Origin of the sequence: Aristaeella lactis, from assembly GCF_018118585.1 — a bacterium.
In the GTDB taxonomy this organism is placed as follows: Bacteria; Bacillota; Clostridia; order Christensenellales; family Aristaeellaceae; genus Aristaeella; species Aristaeella lactis.
On sequence record NZ_CP069421.1, the window covers coordinates 1,669,750 to 1,691,193 of the forward strand.

General features: G+C 52.6%; 12 protein-coding genes. All 12 read right to left on the bottom strand.

The features are described 5' to 3' along the window. Window positions 1-75: 75 nt before the first annotated feature. Window positions 76-6,948 (bottom strand): Cna B-type domain-containing protein, encoded by a 6,873-nt coding sequence (locus JYE50_RS07670; RefSeq protein WP_304588399.1) that lies wholly within the window; start codon window positions 6,946-6,948, stop codon window positions 76-78. An 88-nt stretch (window positions 6,949-7,036) separates the two neighbouring features. Then, on the bottom strand, window positions 7,037-9,634 hold the full coding sequence (locus JYE50_RS07675; protein ID WP_143763550.1) for a hypothetical protein: 2,598 nt from the start codon (window positions 9,632-9,634) through the stop codon (window positions 7,037-7,039). 669 nt (window positions 9,635-10,303) lie between these two features. Next, complete coding sequence (locus tag JYE50_RS07680) at window positions 10,304-11,185, bottom strand: ROK family protein (RefSeq protein ID WP_084094969.1); 882 nt, start codon at window positions 11,183-11,185, stop codon at window positions 10,304-10,306. 38 nt (window positions 11,186-11,223) lie between these two features. Then, window positions 11,224-12,063, bottom strand: coding sequence for a sugar phosphate isomerase/epimerase family protein (locus tag JYE50_RS07685; RefSeq protein WP_084094970.1), 840 nt, complete (start codon window positions 12,061-12,063; stop codon window positions 11,224-11,226). A gap of 60 nt (window positions 12,064-12,123) precedes the next feature. Beyond that, on the bottom strand, window positions 12,124-14,445 hold the full coding sequence (locus JYE50_RS07690; RefSeq protein WP_084094971.1) for an ABC transporter substrate-binding protein: 2,322 nt from the start codon (window positions 14,443-14,445) through the stop codon (window positions 12,124-12,126). 21 nt (window positions 14,446-14,466) lie between these two features. After that, window positions 14,467-16,386: a Cna B-type domain-containing protein gene (locus JYE50_RS07695; RefSeq protein WP_179138234.1), complete on the bottom strand. Its 1,920-nt coding sequence runs from the start codon at window positions 16,384-16,386 to the stop codon at window positions 14,467-14,469. A 310-nt stretch (window positions 16,387-16,696) separates the two neighbouring features. Further along, entirely contained in the window at window positions 16,697-17,683 is a 987-nt protein-coding gene (locus JYE50_RS07700; protein ID WP_084094973.1) for a glycosyltransferase family 2 protein, read from the bottom strand. A gap of 23 nt (window positions 17,684-17,706) precedes the next feature. Then, the gene (locus JYE50_RS07705) at window positions 17,707-18,357 is read right to left on the bottom strand and encodes a potassium channel family protein (RefSeq protein WP_084094974.1); all 651 of its coding nucleotides are present in this window, start codon (window positions 18,355-18,357) and stop codon (window positions 17,707-17,709) included. Between the two features lie 16 nt (window positions 18,358-18,373). Further along, window positions 18,374-19,744: a TrkH family potassium uptake protein gene (locus JYE50_RS07710; protein ID WP_179138235.1), complete on the bottom strand. Its 1,371-nt coding sequence runs from the start codon at window positions 19,742-19,744 to the stop codon at window positions 18,374-18,376. Beyond that, a complete protein-coding gene (locus JYE50_RS07715; RefSeq protein ID WP_084094976.1) occupies window positions 19,720-20,295 on the bottom strand; it encodes a metallophosphoesterase family protein in 576 nt (191 codons plus the stop codon). Before JYE50_RS07715 ends, JYE50_RS07710 begins: the two co-directional genes overlap by 25 nt. A 143-nt stretch (window positions 20,296-20,438) precedes the next feature. Continuing rightward, window positions 20,439-20,882 (bottom strand): CD1247 N-terminal domain-containing protein, encoded by a 444-nt coding sequence (locus JYE50_RS07720; protein ID WP_084094977.1) that lies wholly within the window; start codon window positions 20,880-20,882, stop codon window positions 20,439-20,441. A gap of 2 nt (window positions 20,883-20,884) precedes the next feature. Continuing rightward, window positions 20,885-21,442 carry an elongation factor P gene (efp, locus tag JYE50_RS07725; protein WP_084094978.1) on the bottom strand — a complete coding sequence of 186 codons (558 nt, stop codon included), beginning with the start codon at window positions 21,440-21,442 and terminating at the stop codon, window positions 20,885-20,887. Window positions 21,443-21,444: the final 2 nt, after the last annotated feature.

Below are 21,444 nucleotides of genomic sequence, written 5' to 3' on the forward strand. Positions count from 1 at the left end.
CTGACATTCGTGGTCTTCAGCGTATTGGTGATCCGGTTGCCGTCTATGACCTTATCGAAGCCGGGTACTTCCGCTTCATCTACTGTGTAGAATTTCAGTCGTTCCGTCTGCGCGGTACTTAGGCAGATCCTTGGACGTGAAGCTCCACTTGCCGTCCTCGCCTGCCTTCACGGTCAGTTCTTCAACGGTCTTTTCGCCGTCCTTGATGTAGACCGTGATCTGCTTGGGCAGCAGCTCGTTGTTGCCCTTCAGGTTCCAGACCTTCTCGCCGCTGACCTTCGTCAGATCAGGTACATAGGTATTCTTGATGTTGCTGCCGGTGACGACCTTGCTGAAGCCGTCCGGTACCTTTTCATCCACACTGTAGGCGATCTCGGTCTTGCCGTCTGCACGGTACTTCGGCAGATCCCTGGAGGTGAATGTCCACTTGTTGTCCTTGCCGGCCTTTACGGTCAGGGTATCAACCGTCTTCTCGCCGTCCTTGATGTATACGGTGATGCTCTCAGGCATGAGCGTTGCGTCATAGCCCTGCATATCCCAAGTCTTTTCACCGCTGACATTCGTGGTCTTCAGCGTATTGGTGATCCGGTTGCCGTCTATGACCTTATCGAAGCCGGGTACTTCCGCTTCATCTACTGTGTAGACAATTTCAGTCGTTCCGTCTGCGCGGTACTTAGGCAGATCCTTGGACGTGAAGCTCCACTTGCCGTCCTCGCCTGCCTTCACGGTCAGTTCTTCAACGGTCTTTTCGCCGTCCTTGATGTAGACCGTGATCTGCTTGGGCAGCAGCTCGTTGTTGCCCTTCAGGTTCCAGACCTTTTCACCGCTGACCTTCGTCAGTTCAGGTACATAGGTGTTCTTGATGTTATTGCCGGTGACGACCTTGCTGAAGCCGTCCGGTACCTTTTCATCCACACTGTAGGCGATCTCGGTCTTGCCGTCTGCACGGTACTTCGGCAGATCCCTGGAGGTGAATGTCCACTTGTTGTCCTTGCCGGCCTTTACGGTCAGGGTATCAACCGTCTTCTCGCCGTCCTTGATGTATACGGTGATGCTCTCGGGCATGAGCGTTGCGTCATAGCCCTGCATATCCCAGGTCTTTTCGCCGCTGACGTTCGTGGTCTTCAGCGTATTCGTGATCCGGTTGCCGTCAATGACCTTATCGAAGCCGGGTACTTCCGCTTCATCTACTGTGTAGACAATTTCAGTCGTTCCGTCTGCGCGGTACTTAGGCAGATCCTTGGACGTGAAGCTCCACTTGCCGTCCTCGCCTGCCTTCACGGTCAGTTCTTCAACGGTCTTTTCGCCGTCCTTGATGTAGACCGTGATCTGCTTGGGCAGCAGCTCGTTGTTGCCCTTCAGGTTCCAGACCTTTTCACCGCTGACCTTCGTCAGTTCAGGTACATAGGTGTTCTTGATGTTATTGCCGGTGACGACCTTGCTGAAGCCGTCCGGTACCTTTTCATCCACACTGTAGGCGATCTCGGTCTTGCCGTCTGCGCGGTACTTCGGCAGATCCCTGGAGGTGAATGTCCACTTGTTGTCCTTGCCGGCCTTTACGGTCAGGGTATCAACCGTCTTCTCGCCGTCCTTGATGTATACGGTGATGCTCTCGGGCATGAGCGTTGCGTCATAGCCCTGCATATCCCAGGTCTTTTCGCCGCTGACGTTCGTGGTCTTCAGCGTGTTGGTGATCCGGTTGCCGTCGATGACCTTATCGAAGCCGGGAACTTCCGCTTCATCTACTGTGTAGACGATCTCTGTCTTTCCGTCTGCGCGGTACTTAGGCAGATCCTTGGACGTGAAGCTCCACTTGCCGTCTTCGCCCGCCTTCACGGTCAGGGTATCGACAGTGCTTTCGCCGTCCTTAATGTATACGGTGATCTCTTCGGGCAGCAGTTCGTCGTTGCCCTTCAGGTTCCAGACCTTTTCGCCGCTGACCTTCGTCAGATCAGGTACATAGGTATTCTTGATGTTGCTGCCGGTGACAACCTTGCTGAAACCGTCCGGTACCTTTTCATCCACACTGTAGGCGATCTCGGTCTTACCGTCTGCACGGTACTTCGGCAGATCCCTGGAGGTGAATGTCCACTTGTTGTCCTTGCCGGCCTTTACGGTCAGGGTATCAACAGTCGTTTCGCCGTCCTTGATGTATACGGTGATGCTCTCGGGCATGAGCGTTGCGTCATAGCCCTGCATATCCCAGGTCTTTTCGCCGCTGACGTTCGTGGTCTTCAGCGTGTTGGTGATCCGGTTGCCGTCGATGACCTTATCGAAGCCGGGAACTTCCGCTTCATCTACTGTGTAGACGATCTCTGTCTTTCCGTCTGCGCGGTACTTAGGCAGATCCTTGGACGTGAAGCTCCACTTGCCGTCTTCGCCCGCCTTCACAGTCAGGGTATCGACAGTGGTCGTGCCGTCCTTGATGTATACGGTGATCTCTTCAGGCAGCAGCTCGTTGTTGCCCTTCAGGTTCCAGACCTTTTCGCCGCTGATATTCGTGGTGATCAGGGTGTTCGTAACAGTAAAGACGAAGGATCCATCCTTTTTCTGGCTGATTCTCGCGGAATAGTTGGCTACCGGCTCTTCGGTAACCATATAGGTAATATTCTTTCCCTTATTCTTTTTCGCGAGCTTTGTCCAGGTATAAGTCCAATGGTTCTCTTCATTCAGCGTGACAGATCCAACCTTGGCTCCGTCAGCCAGCAGGTTAACAGTCACCTCATCAGGACGATAACCAAATACATTGTCATAGTCCTTCCATTCCTTGGTGACCTCAACTTCAGTCTCTTCGGTTGTATGAGTATTGGTCAGGGTTGTAACAGTGCCGTTTGCACTATTTCCGGTCAGTGTATATCCTGCCGGCACATCTTTTTCAGTCCAGGTGTAGCTGATCAGCTGTCCGCCTGCATACTTCGGCAGATCCTTGACAGTTGCGGACCAGTTATTGTCCTTGTCGAGCGTCACTTCTGTGCCGTTGCTCAGGACAACAGTCAGGCTTGCAGGACGAATGGCATCCTGGTCTTCGTTATCGTTCCAGACCTTCTTAACAGTTGCTTCGGTCTTTGCCGGAGTATGAGCATTCGTGACGGTGTAAGAGAAGGTTCCTTCCCCGTCAGATGTGATAGTCGCCTTATAGCCTGTAACCTCGTCTTCAGTAACCGTATAGGCAATGTCTTTACCGCCGGCCTTCTTATCGAGTTCACTCCAGCTGTAAGCCCAGCCGTTGCCCTCGTTCAGTTCAACAGCCTCTTTTTCTGTACCGTCAGCCAACAGTCTGACCGTTACTTTGTCAGGACGGATGCCATCCTGGTTTCCGGCGTCCTCCCAAACCTTCTTCACGGATACTTCGGTGTTTTCCGGTACATGCGTATTCGTTACGTCATACTCGAAATTGCCGTTCTTGCCCTTGTTGATGGAGATTTCGGTTTCATAATGTTCCACCGGTTCTTCTTCAACAGTGTATTTAATATTTTTGCCCTTCTCTTTCTTGGGCAGCTTATGCCAGGTATAGGTCCACTTATTGCTCTCGTCCAGCGTGACGCTCTTGATCTTCTTTCCGTTTGCCAGCAGGTTAACCGTTACAGACTCGGGCCTGTAACCATCCTGATCGTTTGCGTCATCCCAGACCTTAGTGACCGTCAGTTCAGTTTCTTCGCTGGTATGGCTGTTTGTCACGTCATACTCGAAGTGTCCTTCTTCTCCGGCAACAGGAGAAATACTGGATGTATAGTTTGCCACCGGATCCTCTGCCACGGTGTAAACAATTTCTATTCCGTCCTTTTTCTTCTGCAGGCCGGTGAAAGTATAACTCCAGCAGTTGCTTTCATCCAGTTTGGCTGTTTTGCCGGTGTCCACGCCGTCAGCCAGCAGCTTGACGATCACTTCTTCCGGCCGGTAGCCATCCTGGTCTTCATCGTCTTCCCAGATCTTGTTTACCTTAACCTGGGTCTCTTCAGGTGTGTGGCTGTTGGTCAGACTGGTAATTGTACCCTGCTTATCAGTGTTCGTCAGGGTATATTCATCCGGCAGATTCTTCTCGGTCCATGTATAGTTGATCAGGGATCCGTTGGAATACTTCGGCAGGTTTGAAATTTTCGCTTCCCAACCGTTTTCTTCGTTCAGAACCACTTCCTGACCGTTGCTCAGCGTGACAGTTAGGCTCTCCGGACGATAACCATCCTGGTCATTTGCATCGTCCCAAACCTTCTTAACGGAAACTTCCGTCTTTTCAAGGTTGTGGGTGTTTGTCAGAGAAGTGATTGTTCCTTCTGTACTGTTGCCCGTCAGGGTATAACCTGCCGGTACATTGTTTTCTCTCCAGCTGTAGGAAATCAGTTGCCCGTTATTGTACTTCGCCAAATGCTCAACTGTAGCAGTCCAGTTGTTCGCTGCGTTCAGCGTCACGGTGGCAACCACTGTTGTCCCGTTCATCAGGTCAACAGTCAGGCTGCCAGGCCGCTTTCCATCATTATTATCCGAGTCGTCCCAGATTTTCCTGACGGTCGCGGAAGTTTCTTCTTCCGTATTCGTGATTGTAACTTTATTTGTGCCGTTTCCGCTGTAGGAATTGCTGGCTGCTCCAATCGCGGAAGTTTCCACTATATAATAGGTAAGATTGTAGATAGATCCATCTGTCTCATACAGATGCTTCGGCAGATTCTCCCACTTATACTTCCAGTTGTTGGACTTGCTCAACCTCTGAGTGTCAACAACTGTGTACTCTTTACCGCCAGTGATTTCAGAAACAGACTTCAGTCCACTTTGGATCGGTCCAACCGTATTGGTGGGAGTGTAGGAGATATCGGTGAAGCCTGCGGCCGCGATAAAGAATCGAGGATCTAACGCTGTTCTGTTCTGTTTTGTATCCAGATTCTTTATGCTAGAAGACTCTCCATTTGGAGCAGGTGACAATTGTAAAGAGTTAGTAACAACATTACCCCAGTTACTATTGCTTGTGTCTGTCAGTTTAATCGTTTTATTAGAATCCATGGTAACAGAGAAATGGTCCCCACCATTTCCTATTGTTCCATTGACAGCACCGGATAATTTTATTCCTTCATATGGATGCCACCATTGATTGCCATTGTCAAACCAGAATTCAACCGTTGTACCGCCCTTATACTTATACTCAACGGACAGATTGTTTTGTGAACTCACAAAACGCAATGTATAAGTAGGCACAGGTGTAGGCTTGGGGGGAGGCGTAGGTGTTGTCGCTGGCTCATCAGTATCGAACTCCGTCGGCTGATCAGTTGGCTGTTCGCCATGACCCTGCTGCAGCAAAGACTTGACTGCAATCAGCTTCACTTCAACGCTGTCCGCAGTATGTTCACCGGTCGTATCAACATAGGTAATCTTGCCGTTTTTGTATTCAGCCCTCTGCCACTTCTTCTGTACTTCAAGATCAGTATACTGTTTCTTGTAGTTGTTGAAGGTGCCGACGTTGCCATCCTCACCAACTTCGTTATTCCAGTTCTGATGATCTTCAGAATACCAGAGCTTCAAGTCGATCTGGTCCTTATCGTGGCCATGTGCTTCCAGCTTCACATAGATCTTTTTCGCGTCCGTAACAATCTCAGCATCGCTGTCAGCAACTTCCTGAATTACATAGTACTTGTAGATTTTCTGATTATTACCTTCAATTTCGCCATTCTCTTTGCATCTGAAATCTTTATTACTGACATTAAACTTGGGGAATTTAATTGTTTCTCCAGCCTTGCCGATTACGGTTGCACGATAGGTGTTGTTTCCATTCTTGATCTGGAAGGTGTTCCCATCCACCTCATCCATACGGAAAGTAAACTGCTTGTTGGCAACATCAGGCGGCAGTTTGGTACCATCCTGATAAGTAAATGCCTTGGAGATGTTAACCTCTTTTTCACTGTTGGCATGGTAATGCCGTTCTTTGAAATAGTAATGCCATTCAGCAGTGGAGTTGAAGCCTTTTTTTGTCATGACCCAGCCGGCGCCTGCACCGTTGTTCTGGTTTACAGTCGCATTGGGCGCAAGGAAAATACCGGCAGCCGTATCGATGGACAGACTGCTAGCGTTCGGGGCGTTGAATACGATATGATTCAGAATATACTTTTCAACATTACCGTTATGAGAGGGATTTCCGTTCTTTTCGATTGTTCGGCTTTCCAGGCCGTTGATAACAGTGCCGCCGCCTTCATTCTTGACGGTAACTTTGAACTTCTTGATGTCATAGTTTCCGCCATCGGGCATGTTAAAGACAATGGTCTGGCCTTCGTATTTGATGATTTCCCAGCCATCCTGCGACATGATGTTCTTCATGTTCGCGCAGTTGACATAGATGGTGGCATTCTTAGCCGCGCTGAATGCCGGACCGGTCAGATCGATTGTCTTTGAATTGTTTTCAAAGGTAGGTGTATAAGTGCTTTTCTGGGACATGAGCTGCGACATTTTTACAGGATAGCTGATCAACGTATCTACATAGGCGTTAATATCGCTCGTTTCCCGCGGGTAAACATTCGTCGGGGGATTGTCCCTGGAACAACGTACATTTGCGTTGCTGTCGGTCTTTCCTTTTGAAGACTGGTTTTTATTGATGAACACGTCAAACGTAACATTCGTCGCTTCACCATTCCAGAAATAGCTATTGTTATCCAACTCTCCGATATAGAAAGGAATCGGATTGCTGCCGCTGCCCATGATTTCGATACTCTGGGAGTTGTTGATCTCGAAATGCTTGACAGCGAAGTTGGTCTCGGTATGGCCTGACTGCTTATACTTGTTCGCGACAACGCCATACTCAACCGCAGGTCCTAAAATCTGCTGCGGCGTGAGCGCACCTTCTGCTATGGATACGGGCAACCCGTTCTGATACGTAATTTCTGCATCAGCAAGCGCAGTAATTGGTACCGAACTGAATACCATCATTACCGATGCCAGAAGTGAGATTATCCTTTGTGCTGTGCGTTTCATAACGAAACTCCTCTCGTGGTAGGTATAATCAAAGGTTGCCCGATATATCTATTTGTCTAGTTGCTTTATTCTGCTACTATCTGTTCTGTTATTCGACCGTAACCAGTTTCACAATGGCCTTCCAGAAATAGTTCTGGTTCTCGGTATCAGCGATATAGGTGAAAGTAAGATCATGCGCATCCGGGATGTCGATGAACTCCTCGCCGTCTACGCTGTACTGCCAGTTAACTACATAGCAGTCATCCTCAGCAAAGTTGATCAGTTCCAGCTCAAACGGAACTTCCGTACCAAGGAAGATCACATTCATGCCAAATTCTTTCAGGACGTCATGAAGCACAATCTCGCGGGTAGGCAGGTTCTCCATGCCTTCCGGCTTCATGATGGCAATGATATCAACCAGGTTGACATATCCAATAACGGATTCGTCTTCCGGATTGATGATCTGGGCGCGGTCAGCGCCTTCGATCAGCTTCACCCACAGTTCGATACCGGCGTCAAGGTGATCAACGGCGGTTTCGCTTGAGCCCAGGCCGGCGTACACGTTCGCGCCGATATCAATACCGACATACACTTTGATGTAGCCCAATGCCAGCATTTCCTCATCGGTCGGCAGCTGTTTTTCGATCTCAGCCAGGAGGATGAACTGTTCTTCTTCACCTTCGGCGGTGTAGATCTGAGCCCAGCCTTCCGCTTCGATGTCCTTGATCCACAGCTCGGTTTCGAAATCAGCATGACCGGTCACGGAAGCATTCTCTTCCGCAGCGGCATACACATCTGCGCCGTTCTTATTCAGGATCTGGATCTTGCGGTAGCCCAGCTCGACCATCTGTTCGTCGCTCAGGAGTTCGATCTCTTCGATCTCTTCTTCCTCAACGAGCTCTTCTTCAGTTGCTTCTTCCTCTGTTACTTCTTCGATTTCTTCAGCGGTTTCCTCAGAGGTCTCTTCCTCTGTCACTTCTTCATCAGAAGCTTCTGTTTCATCATCTTTTTCTTCATCAATGACTTCAACCGCTTCTTCGGTCTCTTCGCATTCTTCAGAAACCTCTTCTGCCTGTTCTTCTTCAGCAGTCTCTTCGGTGACTTCTTCTTCAGCTTCTTCTTCAGCAGGCTCTTCGGTGACTTCTTCCGCAGCTTCTTCCTCGGATACCTCTTCAGCGTTTTCTTCCTCGCTGATCTCTACTGCAGGTTCTTCCTCGGTGATCTCCTCGGCGGGCTCTTCCGTTACATTCTCTGCAGGCTCTTCAGTTTCTTCCTCTTCCGCTTCCTCAGCCGTGTTGACGGCGGAAGCACTCAGGGTGAAGGAGGCATCCTGCTTGGCAGTGATCACGATATTGAATTTGCGGAAAGCGATGTTCTGCAGTTCGCAGGTGTTGCCGTTAAACGCAGCGCCGTCGATGTTCACATCCAGGTCATCCGTATTGCCGCCCAGCGCCAGGGTGACGTTCTCGTTCCGGCCGCACTTCAGCTGGATCTTGGCCTTCTGGCCGGCCACCAGGGTGTCGCTGATGCTGTTGCCCGGTTTCAGGGCGTCATAGGTCTTTACGGAAACTTCAACGGTGGGAGCGGGTGTTTCGGCAGTTTCTTCCGCAGGAGTATTTACAGGTTCTTCAGCAGGAACAGCAGTGCCATTCTCCGGCTCGGTATTCTGTTCTTCGTTCCCGGGTTCTTCCGTGGTGGTTTCTTCTATAATATTGGGAGTTTCTTCATTAACAGGAGTTTCTACCACTTCAGCCTGCTTTTCGGCAGCATTCAGGCTGAAGGAAATCTTCTCATTGGATTCCAGGATGATCTCATGGGTACGTCCCGCTGCGTTCTTCAGTTCAGCAGCAAACACATTTGTGGAAGGAATGTCATTCTCGACAGGGGTAAAGCCGAGTTTCTTTCCATCCACAACAGCAGTGGGCGCTTTATCGGAAGCGGTATTGATGGTCAGGACAACAATCTCAGCGTCGCTCTTTTTCAGCGTGATCACCAGGGTATCTCCGAAATCAACGGAATCACTCAGGGTCTGGCCGACGCTCATTTCAGCATAACGGAGGCCCTTCAGCTCATCGGTGATTTCCGGAGTATTCTTCAGCAGGGTTTCTTCTTCCACAGAACCGAATTCATTGTCAAACTCAACCAGGCCGTCTTCATCTTCCTCTTCTTCAAAAGAGAAACCATCAGCGGCAGGCGTTTCGGCAGGAACTTCATTCTGTTCATCCGCATCAGAAACAGCCGGAGCCTCAACAGGAGCTTCAGCGGGTACATTGTCCTGAACCTGGGCAGGAGTTTCAGCAGGCGTCTCAGCAGCAGGTACCTCTGCGGGATCCTCCGCCTTTACTTCAGCAGGAGCCTCAGCGGGAACCTCGTTTACGGGTTCCGCAGGGACTTCAGCGGGAGCTTCGGCAGGTACTTCTGCAGGAGCTTCAGCAGGAACTTCCACCGCGGGAGCTTCGGCAGGGACTTCCACTGCGGGAGCCTCGGCAGGTTCTTCCGCCGGTGCTGCAACAGGAGCCTCTGCGGGAGCTTCAGCGGGGACCTCCGCCGGAACTTCAGCAGAAACCTCAGCCGGGATTTCTGTGGAAACCTCAGCAGGTGCTGCGTTCTCGATCTGGTCACCTTCAGCCAGTGCCATTGCCAAACTGGAAAGCAGTAAAGCAAGCGCGCACAGGATGGAGAGAACCTTCTTGAACTGCTTCATCATGTCCTTACCCCTCTTTTCGTCATCCTGGGTTGAATCTTAGGATTCGCCTTTCGGCTGTTTTTGTTACATCAAGGTTACATGCCGACCGATTCTTATGTTCTTCATAACTTCAAAATGGGCATACGAATCCACGGAAATCATACCATACAAGAAAAAGGATTTCAAGCTTTTTGATCAGATCGCAAGCAAATACAAGCCTGTGCGGTCATGGTCATGCCAGAAACGCTTACATTTCAAGGCGTTCATGTATCCGTATATATGTTACACTTCATTTTATCAACTTTTGCCTTTTGTAACCGTTTCTACCCTTTTTCGGCCCTTTCAGGTGCCTGATAAACACGCAAAAAAACACCTCAAACTTGATAATATGGTACGTACATCTCCCATATTTCACCTCTTTTTTCATGTAATTTTTTCCTGTAACCAGCCAAAATCGGCTCAAACGCCTGTAATCATTGGGTTGGTATCGGTTTCAACCGTTTTTCTGGCATTTATTGCCATTTTTTTGCTCTAATCGGCCTGTTTTGTTGCATAGTTTTGCAAAGATGTACCGACCATAAATATTATCGAAAGACAAAAAATGAAACGGAACGGACATTTTTAACTATCCGTTCCGTAAATGGCTATTGTTCTTTTTTTGTATCGATTTGTACGTTCTTGTTCGTACTTTTATGCTTCCTGCAATGCCTGTTTCGCAAGCAGCAGAGCGCCTGTCGCTCCGCTCCTTGTTCCCAGGCCGGGTTCTACGATATAACTGTCAATTTCTTCCAGTATTTCCTTTGCCTGGACATATCCGTTCAAAAGCTCCTTTGTCTTCTTCCGGATCAGCGGGAAGAGATGCTTCTGCTGCATCACGCCTCCGCCCAGGATAATCTTTTCCGGCGAGAATCCGCAGACAGCGTCCATACACATCTGCGCAAGGTATGCCGCTTCCAGGTTCCATGCTTCATGGTCTTCCGGAAGATCATATGCTTTTCTCCCCCACCGCTTCTCGATAGCCGGACCTGACGCAAGGCCTTCCAGGCATCCTTTGTGATAGGGACAAAAGCCGTCCGGAGCCGGATCTTCCTTTTCCTGCCGAAGCAGCATATGACCGAATTCAGGGTGAACCAGCCCGTGAACCAGCTTCCCTTCAATCACCAGACCCGCGCCGATCCCGGTTCCTACCGTGACATAAAGGCAGCTGTTCAGTCCCCGGGCTGCTCCAAGCTTCCACTCTGCCAGCGCAGCCGCGTTCACATCCGTGTCTATAAGGGCAGGCACGCCCAGTGCTTCCTGCATAGGTGGCAGCAGGGGCTTGTCGCTCCAGCCTGGCTTGGGGGTTTTCGTAATCCACCCGTAGGTCGGTGAATCCTTTTTCAGATCCACCGGTCCGAATGTTCCGATGCCGAGGGCCGCGATTTTTTTGTCACGGAACCAGTCAATCATTGCCGGTATTGTCTTTTCAGGAGCTTCCGTGGGAATACTCGTCTGTTCAATGAGTTCGTTCTGTTCATTGCCAATGGAGAGAACCATTTTGGTTCCACCCGCTTCCAGGGTTCCGAAAAGCATTGTCCCCGCCTCTCTTCCTTATGGTTTGCCGTCAATGCTCAGCCGTTCTTTTGTCCCGCCAGGGCCAGGTATTCCCTTGCCCGGGCAAACTGGTCATTCAGGTTCCGGATATTCACTTCGCCTGTATGGTCAAAGCCGGTTCCTTCAAAAGTAAAGTCTCCCGTATAGCCCGTCTTCCCCACAAAGCGGAAGAAACGTTTAAAATCAATATGGCCCTTGTCAAGCTGGAGCACCTTCAGGTTGCTCCAATCCATATATCCGCCGCCGTAGTCGTTCACATGATAATGCAGGATATGGTTTTCCTTCCACAGCCAATCATATTCCGGTGCGTACAGCAGGTCAAGCTGTCTGTGAAAATCCGCCATTTTGGTGTCAAAAACAAACCGGATATCCGGATAATGCCTGTACAGCTCCACCCAGTGGGACATTGGATCCTGCAGGCATACAACATTCTCCACCAGCAGGGTAAGGCCGTGCTTTTCCGCCATTTCCCGGAACACGGGATAAGACCTGAGATTGTTCTCAAAATGGGTATCGGAGATCTGTCCGTTCCAGAGATGGATCACGATCTTTTCGGCGCCGATGGCTTCTGCCATCCGGCAATTGATCCCGAAAAGGCGGCAGGCCTCCCGCTCCTCTTCCTCTCCGCCCCTGGCAATATGTTCCGTAATGCTTTTTTCACTGTGCATCACCGGAATATTCAGCCCTGTCGAAGTCAGAAACCGGGTAATTGCGTCCACCTCATTATACCAGGTGCCGTACATAATAAACTCGAACCCGTCACATTCCAGTTGGGGACAAAACTGTTTCAGCAGGCGGTAATCCCTACCGTTCGGCCGTCCGATCAGCGCTCCCGTGGAGCATATTATCTGCTGCATCTTCTCTCCTGTGTGTAAAAAACCGGGCGCTGTTTTCAGCGCCCGGCCTGAATGGATTCATCAGTCGTCGAAGGATTCGAACTCGCCGTCTTCTTCAGCCGCAGGCTCATTCTCCAGTGCGAAGTAGGAAGGAAGGATGGCCTGGGACCACGTTACCTGTCCGGTAATATAGTAGTTCTGGAGGTTCTCATTGTAGAAGTCGAAGTAGACGTTCGAATAGATCGGAATGGTGGGCAGTACTTCGTTATAGCGTTCCTGGAAGGTCACCCACTTGGACACATACTCGAAGATGTCGCCGGGCTCGGTCTTCCGCATGGCCTTGGCGTCAATCCAGAGCTCTTCGTCATCGGAGTAGGTGTTGTTCCAGATCTCGTGATTCTTGGTGGTGTCCGTGGAGTAGGTGATGGACGGGTCAACGATCACGTGGAAGTTGGTAGCCAGGTAGATCATGTCGGTCGTCCGTTCGGTCTGGCGGTAGTAGGACTTCAGCAGCTCTTCCATGGGAGTCGGAACCAGCGTAAGCTTGATACCGACCCTGGCAAGGTTATCCACAAAGCTGCCCGCGTCGGCGTCCGGTTCCGGACTGCCTTCTCTGGCACTGATATTTGTTTCGGACCGCACGGCAGTCTGCATCAGTTCCGCCATATGGTTGCCCGCAGGGTACATCAGCGTCAGGTCCAAGGCAACGATGGAACCGTCTTCCATCTTCTTGCAGCGAACGTCATCCGTTCCTTCCTGGAAGGGCTCGCCGTTGCGGTTCAGCGTCCAGCCGGCCTTCTCCAGCAGCTTCTTCGCCTTGGAAAGATCAACGGTATACTTGACCAGTTTGTCTCCCCATTCCTTGGCAAGGGCTTCCCAGGCGGCAACAGCCTTTTCATAGTCTTCCTGGGTTTCCACATAACGGTTCTTATACTTCTTGGTCAGGTCTTCCTCTTCCCCGTCTTTTACCTGGACCTGGGGCAGCGTAACCTGGTCAAGGAAGTTCACGGGATAGGACAGTTCTCCGCTCAAGAGCTTGTATTCCCACTGTTCCATGCCGTAGTATCCGTCAACGCGCAGCGCAAAGGTCTGTCCGCCGTCTTCGCTGCCGCAGTACAGGGCACCCAGCAGGTCGCGGTCCATACACCAGGCAATTGCCTGGCGTACTTCCATGTCATGCACGGTGGGCCAGTCATAGGTAAAGGTCAGGAAGGCCAGGCCGATACGGCGGTAGTTCTGGTAGGCAATTCCCTTGTCCCGGCCGTTCTGCAGGCCGTCGAGGATCGTCGGGCCGTAGGTGACCTTGTTGACCAGGTGCAGTTCGCCGTCAGCAAGCTGCTGCATCATCGTGTCATTGTCAGCAACCACAAACTTGATCTTTTCAATGGTGGGCTTTACCAGCCAGATTTCCTGGCCGTTGGCATCCAGTTTGGGAGTCTCGTTGTCAATGTCCATCACCTGGACATAGTTCACGGGGCCGGAATAGTCCGGGCCGGGCAGGTTGTTGTGCATCCAGGCGCCCTTGAAATAGGGGTTGATTTCATAATGTCCTTCGCCCGTAGCCGCGTCCCAGGAAACCATCTTGTAGGGGCCGGAAACCACGGACGGATGGGAATTGTATCCGGTCTCGGGATCCAGGATGGTCTTCTTCAGCAGTTCAGGCGTGAATACGGGTTCCTCGGTATAGGGATCCGCGTTACCGAGGTAAATGCCGAAGCCGTCGTCATAAACCTTGCATCCGGGAGCGATCACACTGATCGGATAAGGAACGGTCAGCAGAAGACCGGTCTCAAAGAAGTACGGAAGGAAATCCGCGTCCAGGTGGAACCAGATTTCATGATCACTGTGTACTTCCACACCGCTCAGGCTGCGAACGTCATCATCGGTCAGTTCTTCACCGGCCAGGATCTTTTTCCGGGTGGCGATATAGTCGTCATAGCCCATCAGGTGCTCAGCGCGGTAGATCTTGCCGCCGATGGCTTCGATTTCAGGGCTCATCATCAGCAGGATGGAGAACGCGTAGTCCCAGGCGGTGATGGGCGTTCCATCCGAATAATACAGATCATCATAAATGATCATTTTATACGTATGGTTGCCAAGCTCGTCCACTTCCACCGGTCCGATGGTCTGTACAACGCTGGGATCAAACACATAGGTACCCTGGTTCTGATCCCAGTTGACCAGGTTGTAGCCATGGATCAGGGCGCGTACGTCGATATCCGCTGTGTCATTGCCGAACAGTTCTGTGAAAAAGTCTCCCTTGGTAACCGTAGGATGTCCAACGATCAGCTCTTCCGGGAGTCCGGCAGCGTCTTCCGTTGCTTCCGCCATTGCCAGCAGGGGAGCCTGGGTCAGCAGGAGCACAGAGAGAAGCAGACACAGGAATCGTTGCAGCTTGTTCATGATGATCAGATCCTTCCTTCATTAATCGAAACAGTCGCCAACGTGGTTGATAACCACTTCCACGCCCAGAGGCGTATCATACTCTTCAAAGACATACCAGGTTTCGCCGGTGGTCTTGGGTGTCCGGCCTGCGGTCGGAGTATCAGGCCTGGTCCAGACCGCGTTGGTGAAGACCATGGAGTTGCCTTCTTCCTTGACGCTGACCAGCGTATAGCCGATCACTTCCTGTTCCTTCCACGCGTACTTCGCGGGCTGTCCGTTCACTACGGTGGGCAGGTTGTTCACGGTGGCGGACCAGCCGTTCTCCGCGTTCAGCACAACCACTGTCACATTCTTCTGTCCGTCGGACAGCGTCATGGCAATGCTGGTCGGCCGTCCCTTGGCAGCGTTGTTGTCATCCTGCCAGATCTTGGACACGGAAATGCTTGTCAGCTCGGGATGGTAATTGTTCACGAGGTTGTATCCGTTGATTTCCACCGTGTACATCGGCACCGTATCTTCGTTTACGGAATATACAATCTCGGTCTTGTTGTCTTCCTTATAGCGGGGCTTTTCCGCAAAGGTGTAGACCCAGTTTTCCGTAGCGGTCAGCACATGGCTGTCCACTTCCACGCCGTCGGCGTACAGCCGCACGGTAATGGCGTTCGGGCGGTTTCCGTCCTTGTTGTTATTGTCGTTCCAGGTCTTGGTCACGGGGATGTCAACAAACTCCGCGTCGGGTTCCGGCGTCGGGGCAGGAATGTACTGGTTGAACAGCTTCGCTGTCGCCGTTCCGTCCGGGCTGACTTCCAGCTTCATGCCGGTCACGCTGGCACCGGTCAGCGTATAGTACTTCACCAGGGTTTCCGCGTTTCTTTCCACCACGGTGTAAACGCCGGCTGCCAGGTCAGGCAGTTCGTATTTCCCGTTCGTAAACTGGGAATAGGTCACGGTGATGGGCATCCGAGCATCCGGTCCGAGGATCTCGAAGCTCAGGTTCCCGATGTTGGCCATGGGATCATAATCTTCCGGAGCGTCGGTTTCTTCCGGAAGCTTATAGGTGTATTTGAAAGTCAGGGCAGCGGATTCACCGGCCTTGAGATATACGGCATCCGCCACTTTGCTGTTCCCGGCGTCCATGATATAGCCTTCCACCAGCGTATCAGCGTTGGTGCCGCGGACCAGGTAGGCGCCGGGCAGCACTGTGCCGAAGTCAAAGCTGCCGCCGGAAACCTGCGCCCAGGAGATGGTCTTCGGCATGCTGGGATCGGGGCCGTCCACCGTCAGGCTCAGGCCGCTCAGGTCAGCGTCTTCCGGCGCGCCCGCAACGGAAACGTTCAGCTTCAGGCTGCCGGTTTCCAGGGTGTTGGTCACTTCCGTTCCGCTCACGGAGGAAGTGTAGCCGTCCGGTGTCTGCAGCTGCCGCACGGTATAGGTGATGGCCTGGTCTGTTCCGGCCTTTTTGGCAGCCAGGTCCGTCCAGGTTACCTTCCAGGCGGGAGCTTTCGCGGTCAGGGGTTCGCCGCAGGCTTCCCCGTCGGCAAGCAGCATCAGCTGAACCGATTCCGGCCGGGTCTTTCCGGCATTCTCGGAATCGTCCCAGGTCACCGTACCGGATACGTCGATCGTCGCGGCGATCGGACGGTTATAGGTAATAACAGAAATAGCACCCTCATCCAGCGTTGCTGTATATCCATCCGGAGTGTCAAAAGTCCAGTTGTTCCCTGTGTCAGACGGAACAGAAACCTCCGCGGTCCATCCGTTGTCATCGTTCAGGGTAACCTTCTGGCCCGCCAGGGACGCGTCCACATGATCCGGCCGGAAACCTTCCTGATTGTCTCCGTCCTTCCACTTGGCGGTGATAACGCGGGCGTCATACTCCTCGGCCATTGCGGGGATCACGCTGAACGCCAGCGCCAGAACACAAACCAGGGACACGATTCGCTGAAGGTGCTTTTTCATGAATGATTCTCCCCTCTGGTTTTCCTTTTTGTTTTCCGTTCTATCTATGTCACCGTACAGTCGTCTTCGTGAAATGGAAAACTTTTCCTGTATGGGCATACTTCTACAGGATTGATTATATGGCCGCCATGCCCAAAAATCAAGTCAAAAACGGCTTTTTTCAGTCTGAATGGCAAACAACTGACCGGAAAGTCTGTATTTGACTCACTCCGGTCAGTAATGTTTTTATACTGTTTTTTGAAGTTGCATTTTGCGGTAACGATTACAATAAATTCATTGTTTTCAAGGCTTGCAAATTTTGTCTTTCCGGTCAGGACAAATCGTCCTCAAGATAGTGCCGTGTCTCCGCCTCCCAGGTCCTGGCTGAAATGATATACCGCGGACGGTGTTTTGTCTCCAGGTAGGTCTTTCCGATATACTGTCCCAGGATGCCCATGCTGATCAGCTGGATGCCGCCCAGCAGACACACAATACATACCGTGGAAGCCCAGCCGGCGACCGTCTGTCCGAGAATGGCCTTCACCACGGCCCAGATCATCAGGATCAGCCCGATAAAGCTGAACCCGGCCCCGATGGCGGTGATCAGCGTAATAGGCTTAACGGAAAGGCTCGTGATGCCGTTAAAGGCAAGCGCCAGCATTTTACGGAGCGGATAGTGGCTTTTGCCTGCCAGCCGTTCCGCACGGTCATAGGAAACTGTTGTGCTTTTAAAGCCCACCAGCGGCACCATGCCCCGCAGGAAGATATTCACTTCCTCAAAATCAGCCAGGTGCTGCAGCACCTTTGCCGAGATCAGCCGGTAGTCCGCGTGGTTGAACACCACGTCAGCTCCCAGCGTTTTCATAAGCTTATAGAAGGTTTCCGCGGTAAACCGCTTGAAGAAGGAATCCGTATCCCGCTTCGCACGGACACCGTAAACAATCTCCGCGCCGTCCAGGTATTCATCCACCATGCGGTCCATGGCGTTGATATCGTCCTGGCCGTCACAGTCAATGGAGATGGTAATATCGCACCGGTCCTTGGCTTCCATGAGTCCGGCGAGCACCGCGTTCTGGTGTCCCCGGTTCCGGCTCTGGCAGATGCCGATATAATGCTCATCCTTCTCCGCCAGTTCCCGGATAATACTCCAGGTTTTATCCGCGGATCCGTCATTCACAAAAAGGATCCGGCTGTTTTTGCTGATCTTTCCGCCGTCTGTCAGCTCCTGCACTTTCTGCAGGAACATCGGTGCGGTCAGCGGCAGCACCTGCTCCTCGTTATAGCACGGAACCACGATCCAGAGGATTGGCCTGGCCATCGTTTTTTCTCCTCCCGGCAGAATTACTTTTTCTTCAGGTTCTCAAACATGTCATACTGTCCCAGCATGACCATCACCACGTCCTCGGGGATGGGTGCGTCAATGTCCGGCGGGATCTTGATGGTATCCTCATTGCTGCGGACCGCGATCACGTTCACCCCGTAGCGGGTGCGCAGTTCCAGTTCACGGATGGTCTTGCCCACCCACTCAGCGATCGGCTGCATTTCAACAATGCCGAATTCTTGGGACAGTTCAATGTATTCCATGACGCCGGCATGGGTCAGCCCCAGCGCCAGCTTGTCCGCCACTTCCCTTTCCGGGATGATCACCCGGTCCGCGCCAAGCTTTTCAAGAATATCCTTGTAGGTGTCATCATGCGCTTTGCAGATGATAAAGGGAGCATTCAGGGCCTTCAGGTTCATGGTGATCAGTGCGGAAGCCGCCAGGTCCGAACCGACCGCAACCACCGCCCGGTCAAAGTTTTCCACGCCCAGCTTCTTCAGTACGTCAGGATCACGGGCATCAGCCGCCACCGCCCGGGTAACCCGGTCGGCGATCTTGTCGATCAGCTGTTCATCCATATCAATGGCCATAACCTCTTCACCGCAGGCGTAAAGGCGGGTTGCCAGTTCGCTGCCGAAGCGTCCGAGGCCGATAACAACATAAGACTTCATGGATTATACCCTCCTGTCATCCGATCAGCAGATCGGTGTTCGCGAATTTGTATTGTTCCCCGGAAGGCTTCTTTTTCAGGAAACCGAAGCTGATGGTCAGCAGGCCCACCCTTCCGAAGTACATAAACAGTATGATCATGAATTTGGAGACAATGCTCAGCCTCGGGGTCGCTCCCGCTGTCAGGCCGACCGTTCCGATGGCGGAAACCGTCTCATACAGGCTGTCAGCAAAGCCCACCGGCGAGGTCGCGCAGATCACCGTGGCCCCCGCGAAGGAAAGCAGCACCATCAGCATAAAGATCGTGATCGCGTTCAGCACATGATCGTCGGATATGGTCCGGTGGAATATGCTCACCGTACGGCGTCCCCGCATCCTGTTCCAGAGGAACAGCAGGAGGACCACAAAAGTCACGGTCTTGAGGCCGCCGGCCGTGGAACCCGAAGAGCCGCCGATCAGCATCATGAAAATGGAAACCGCCTTGCCTGCCGGTGTCAGCAGTCCCTGGTCCACACCGGCAAATCCGGCGGTACGCAGGGTCATAGACTGGAAGAAAGCGGCAAGCACCTTCTGCGGGCCCCGCATGGTGCCCAGTGTGGAAGGATTCCTCCACTCCAGCGCGCAGAACAGCAGGGTTCCTCCCACCAGCAGTACGCCTGTGGTGATCATCACCAGTTTGGTATAGACGCTCCACTTCTTCGGATGTCTTTCCCGCAGCAGCTCATCCCATACCAGGAAGCCCAGGCCGCCCAGGATGACCAGCGCGCTCAGCGTCAGGCAGATCACAGGATCTGTCTGGTAAACGATCAGGCTCGCTCCCGGCCTGATAAAGCCAAGGACGTCAAATCCGGCGTTGCAGAACGCGGAAACGGAATGGAATATACCAAGCTTCAGCGCCAGCGGAAACGGGTATTCCGTCAGAAAGCGCGCCGTCAGGATGGCAGCTCCGACTCCCTCCACCGTGAAGGCACGGATCAGAAGCCGCTTCTGGTGCTCCACAACGTCGTTCATGTTGGATCCGATGGATTCCGCCATCACCAGCTGCTGCTGGATGGAGATCTTCCGCCGCAGGCTGAACCACGCCAGCGAAGCCGCGGACATAAATCCCAGGCCGCCAATCTCGATCATCATCAGGATGACCACCTGGCCGAAATTGCTCCACTGGCTCCAGGTATCAGCCAGCACCAGGCCTGTTACGCAGGTGGCTGATGTGGCTGTGAAAAGCGCGGTAACCGGCCCCGCGCTCTGCCCGTTCCTGGAGGAAACCGGCAGGGCAAGCAGGATCGCTCCGCACAGGATGATTCCCAAAAACGTGAGCGCGATGACCCGGCTGATGCTGATCGCCTGCCGTTTCTTTCGACGCTTCACGGACGGTGTCGGACTGGACATCTGTTTCCCCTCTTTCGGCATTGAGTATACACCATACCCGCGCACAGGATCAATATCTCCCGGCGTTCCTCAGTCGTCCGTGTTCTCAAAGTCGATCCGTTCCACGCTGCTGATTTTTCCCCGCGGACCACGATCTTTGCCATGGTCACATCACTGCCGAAGCGTGCCCTTCCGCAGCTTCCCGGATTCAGCCACAGCCGTCCGTCAATCCGTTCTTCGCTGTAGCGGTGAGAGTGGCCGAAGATGACTGCGTCCACGCCTGTCAGGTCCCTTGCCACGTCCCGCCGGTCATGGGTCATAAAGAAGGTAACGCCGCCGATGGTGAAGCGCAGCGAGCCTGCCAGGTCGCAGACTCCGCTCATCCAGATGTCGTTGTTTCCCCTGACGGCATACAGGCTTCCGTAAACCGCCAGCTCATCCAGGTCGCTTTCATGGATGATATCCCCCGCGTGCAGGATCACGCTGCAGTCCTGCACAGCCCGCACCACGCACCTGCGGAGCAGTCCGTGGGTATCGGAAAGGACAGCGATCCGGATTGTGTCCTCATTCATGCTTATTCCTCCATAACAGAAAAGGCTGCCCGAAGGCAGCCTGAAAGAACGCGAATCACGGGATTCCCCTGGTTCGTCCGGAGATGATATCAGCTGGATAGCTCCCCGTTGGCCGTGTCAGATCCCGGTGACCGAATAAAGGATTACTCCTCTTCGTTCGTTTCTTCCGGTTCACCGTCCGGATCCTCTTCTTCCGGCAGTTCGGGGAAAAGTTCCTTGCCGCACTGGGGACAGAGGGCATCCTCATCAAAATCGATCTCATCCGGATCAATTTCTACTGTGGCACCGCAGTGGGGGCATTCATACTCGATCGAGCCTTCGAAGGCCTGATCTTCGTCATCCTCCGCCAGTTCCTCGTCCTCATCGTCATAAAGATCGGCTTCCAGATCAGCCAGGTCTTCATCTATGCTCTCCACATAGTCGCTCAGTTCTCCGTGAGACTCCGCAAGAGCCTCAAAGGACTCGCCAACTTCACCCAGCACATCAAGGATGCCGAGGATCAGCTTATGGGAGTCTTTGTCCGGGTTCAGCTTCATTCCTTCCGCCAGACCCTGAAGATAACTGATTCTGTCCGTCAGTCTGCTCATGATTAAGCCCTCTTCAGATACTCGCCGCTGCGGGTATCGATCTGAATCTTGTCGCCGGTGTTGATGAACAGCGGCACCTGCAGGCTGAAGCCGGTCTCCAGCGTAGCGGGCTTGTAGGTGTTGGAAGCGGTATCGCCGGCAAAACCGGGTTCGGTATCCGTCACTTCCAGAACCACGAAGTTGGGAGCTTCCACGGAGAAAGCGCTTCCCTTGAAGAAACGGACGGTCACGTTGGTGCCTTCCTTCACGAAGGGGATCGCGTCTTCAACCTGGTCCTTGCTCAGCGGCAGCTGTTCATAGGTTTCAACGTCCATGAAGTAGTACAGGTCGCCGTCGTTGTAGACGTACTGCATTTCCTTGGTCTCGATGATGGCCTTGGGCATTTTGTCAGTGGGGTTGAAGCTGCGCTCAACCACAGCGCCGGTCATCACGTTCTTGATCTTGGTGCGGACAAAAGCAGCGCCTTTGCCGGGCTTCACGTGCTGGAAATCAACGATATTCCAGACGCCGCCGTCCCACTCAATCGTAATGCCTTTCTTGAAATCGCCAGCGGTAATCATTT

Bases quoted from the DNA above. Each gene is read 5' to 3' on its own strand.
- JYE50_RS07670 (WP_304588399.1), bottom strand. From the start codon at position 6,948: ATGAAACGCACAGCACAAAGGATAATCTCACTTCTGGCATCGGTAATG.
- JYE50_RS07675 (WP_143763550.1), bottom strand. From the start codon at position 9,634: ATGATGAAGCAGTTCAAGAAGGTTCTCTCCATCCTGTGCGCGCTTGCT.
- JYE50_RS07680 (WP_084094969.1), bottom strand. From the start codon at position 11,185: ATGCTTTTCGGAACCCTGGAAGCGGGTGGAACCAAAATGGTTCTCTCC.
- JYE50_RS07685 (WP_084094970.1), bottom strand. From the start codon at position 12,063: ATGCAGCAGATAATATGCTCCACGGGAGCGCTGATCGGACGGCCGAAC.
- JYE50_RS07690 (WP_084094971.1), bottom strand. From the start codon at position 14,445: ATGAACAAGCTGCAACGATTCCTGTGTCTGCTTCTCTCTGTGCTCCTG.
- JYE50_RS07695 (WP_179138234.1), bottom strand. From the start codon at position 16,386: ATGAAAAAGCACCTTCAGCGAATCGTGTCCCTGGTTTGTGTTCTGGCG.
- JYE50_RS07700 (WP_084094973.1), bottom strand. From the start codon at position 17,683: ATGGCCAGGCCAATCCTCTGGATCGTGGTTCCGTGCTATAACGAGGAG.
- JYE50_RS07705 (WP_084094974.1), bottom strand. From the start codon at position 18,357: ATGAAGTCTTATGTTGTTATCGGCCTCGGACGCTTCGGCAGCGAACTG.
- JYE50_RS07710 (WP_179138235.1), bottom strand. From the start codon at position 19,744: ATGTCCAGTCCGACACCGTCCGTGAAGCGTCGAAAGAAACGGCAGGCG.
- JYE50_RS07715 (WP_084094976.1), bottom strand. From the start codon at position 20,295: ATGAATGAGGACACAATCCGGATCGCTGTCCTTTCCGATACCCACGGA.
- JYE50_RS07720 (WP_084094977.1), bottom strand. From the start codon at position 20,882: ATGAGCAGACTGACGGACAGAATCAGTTATCTTCAGGGTCTGGCGGAA.
- efp (WP_084094978.1), bottom strand. From the start codon at position 21,442: ATGATTACCGCTGGCGATTTCAAGAAAGGCATTACGATTGAGTGGGAC.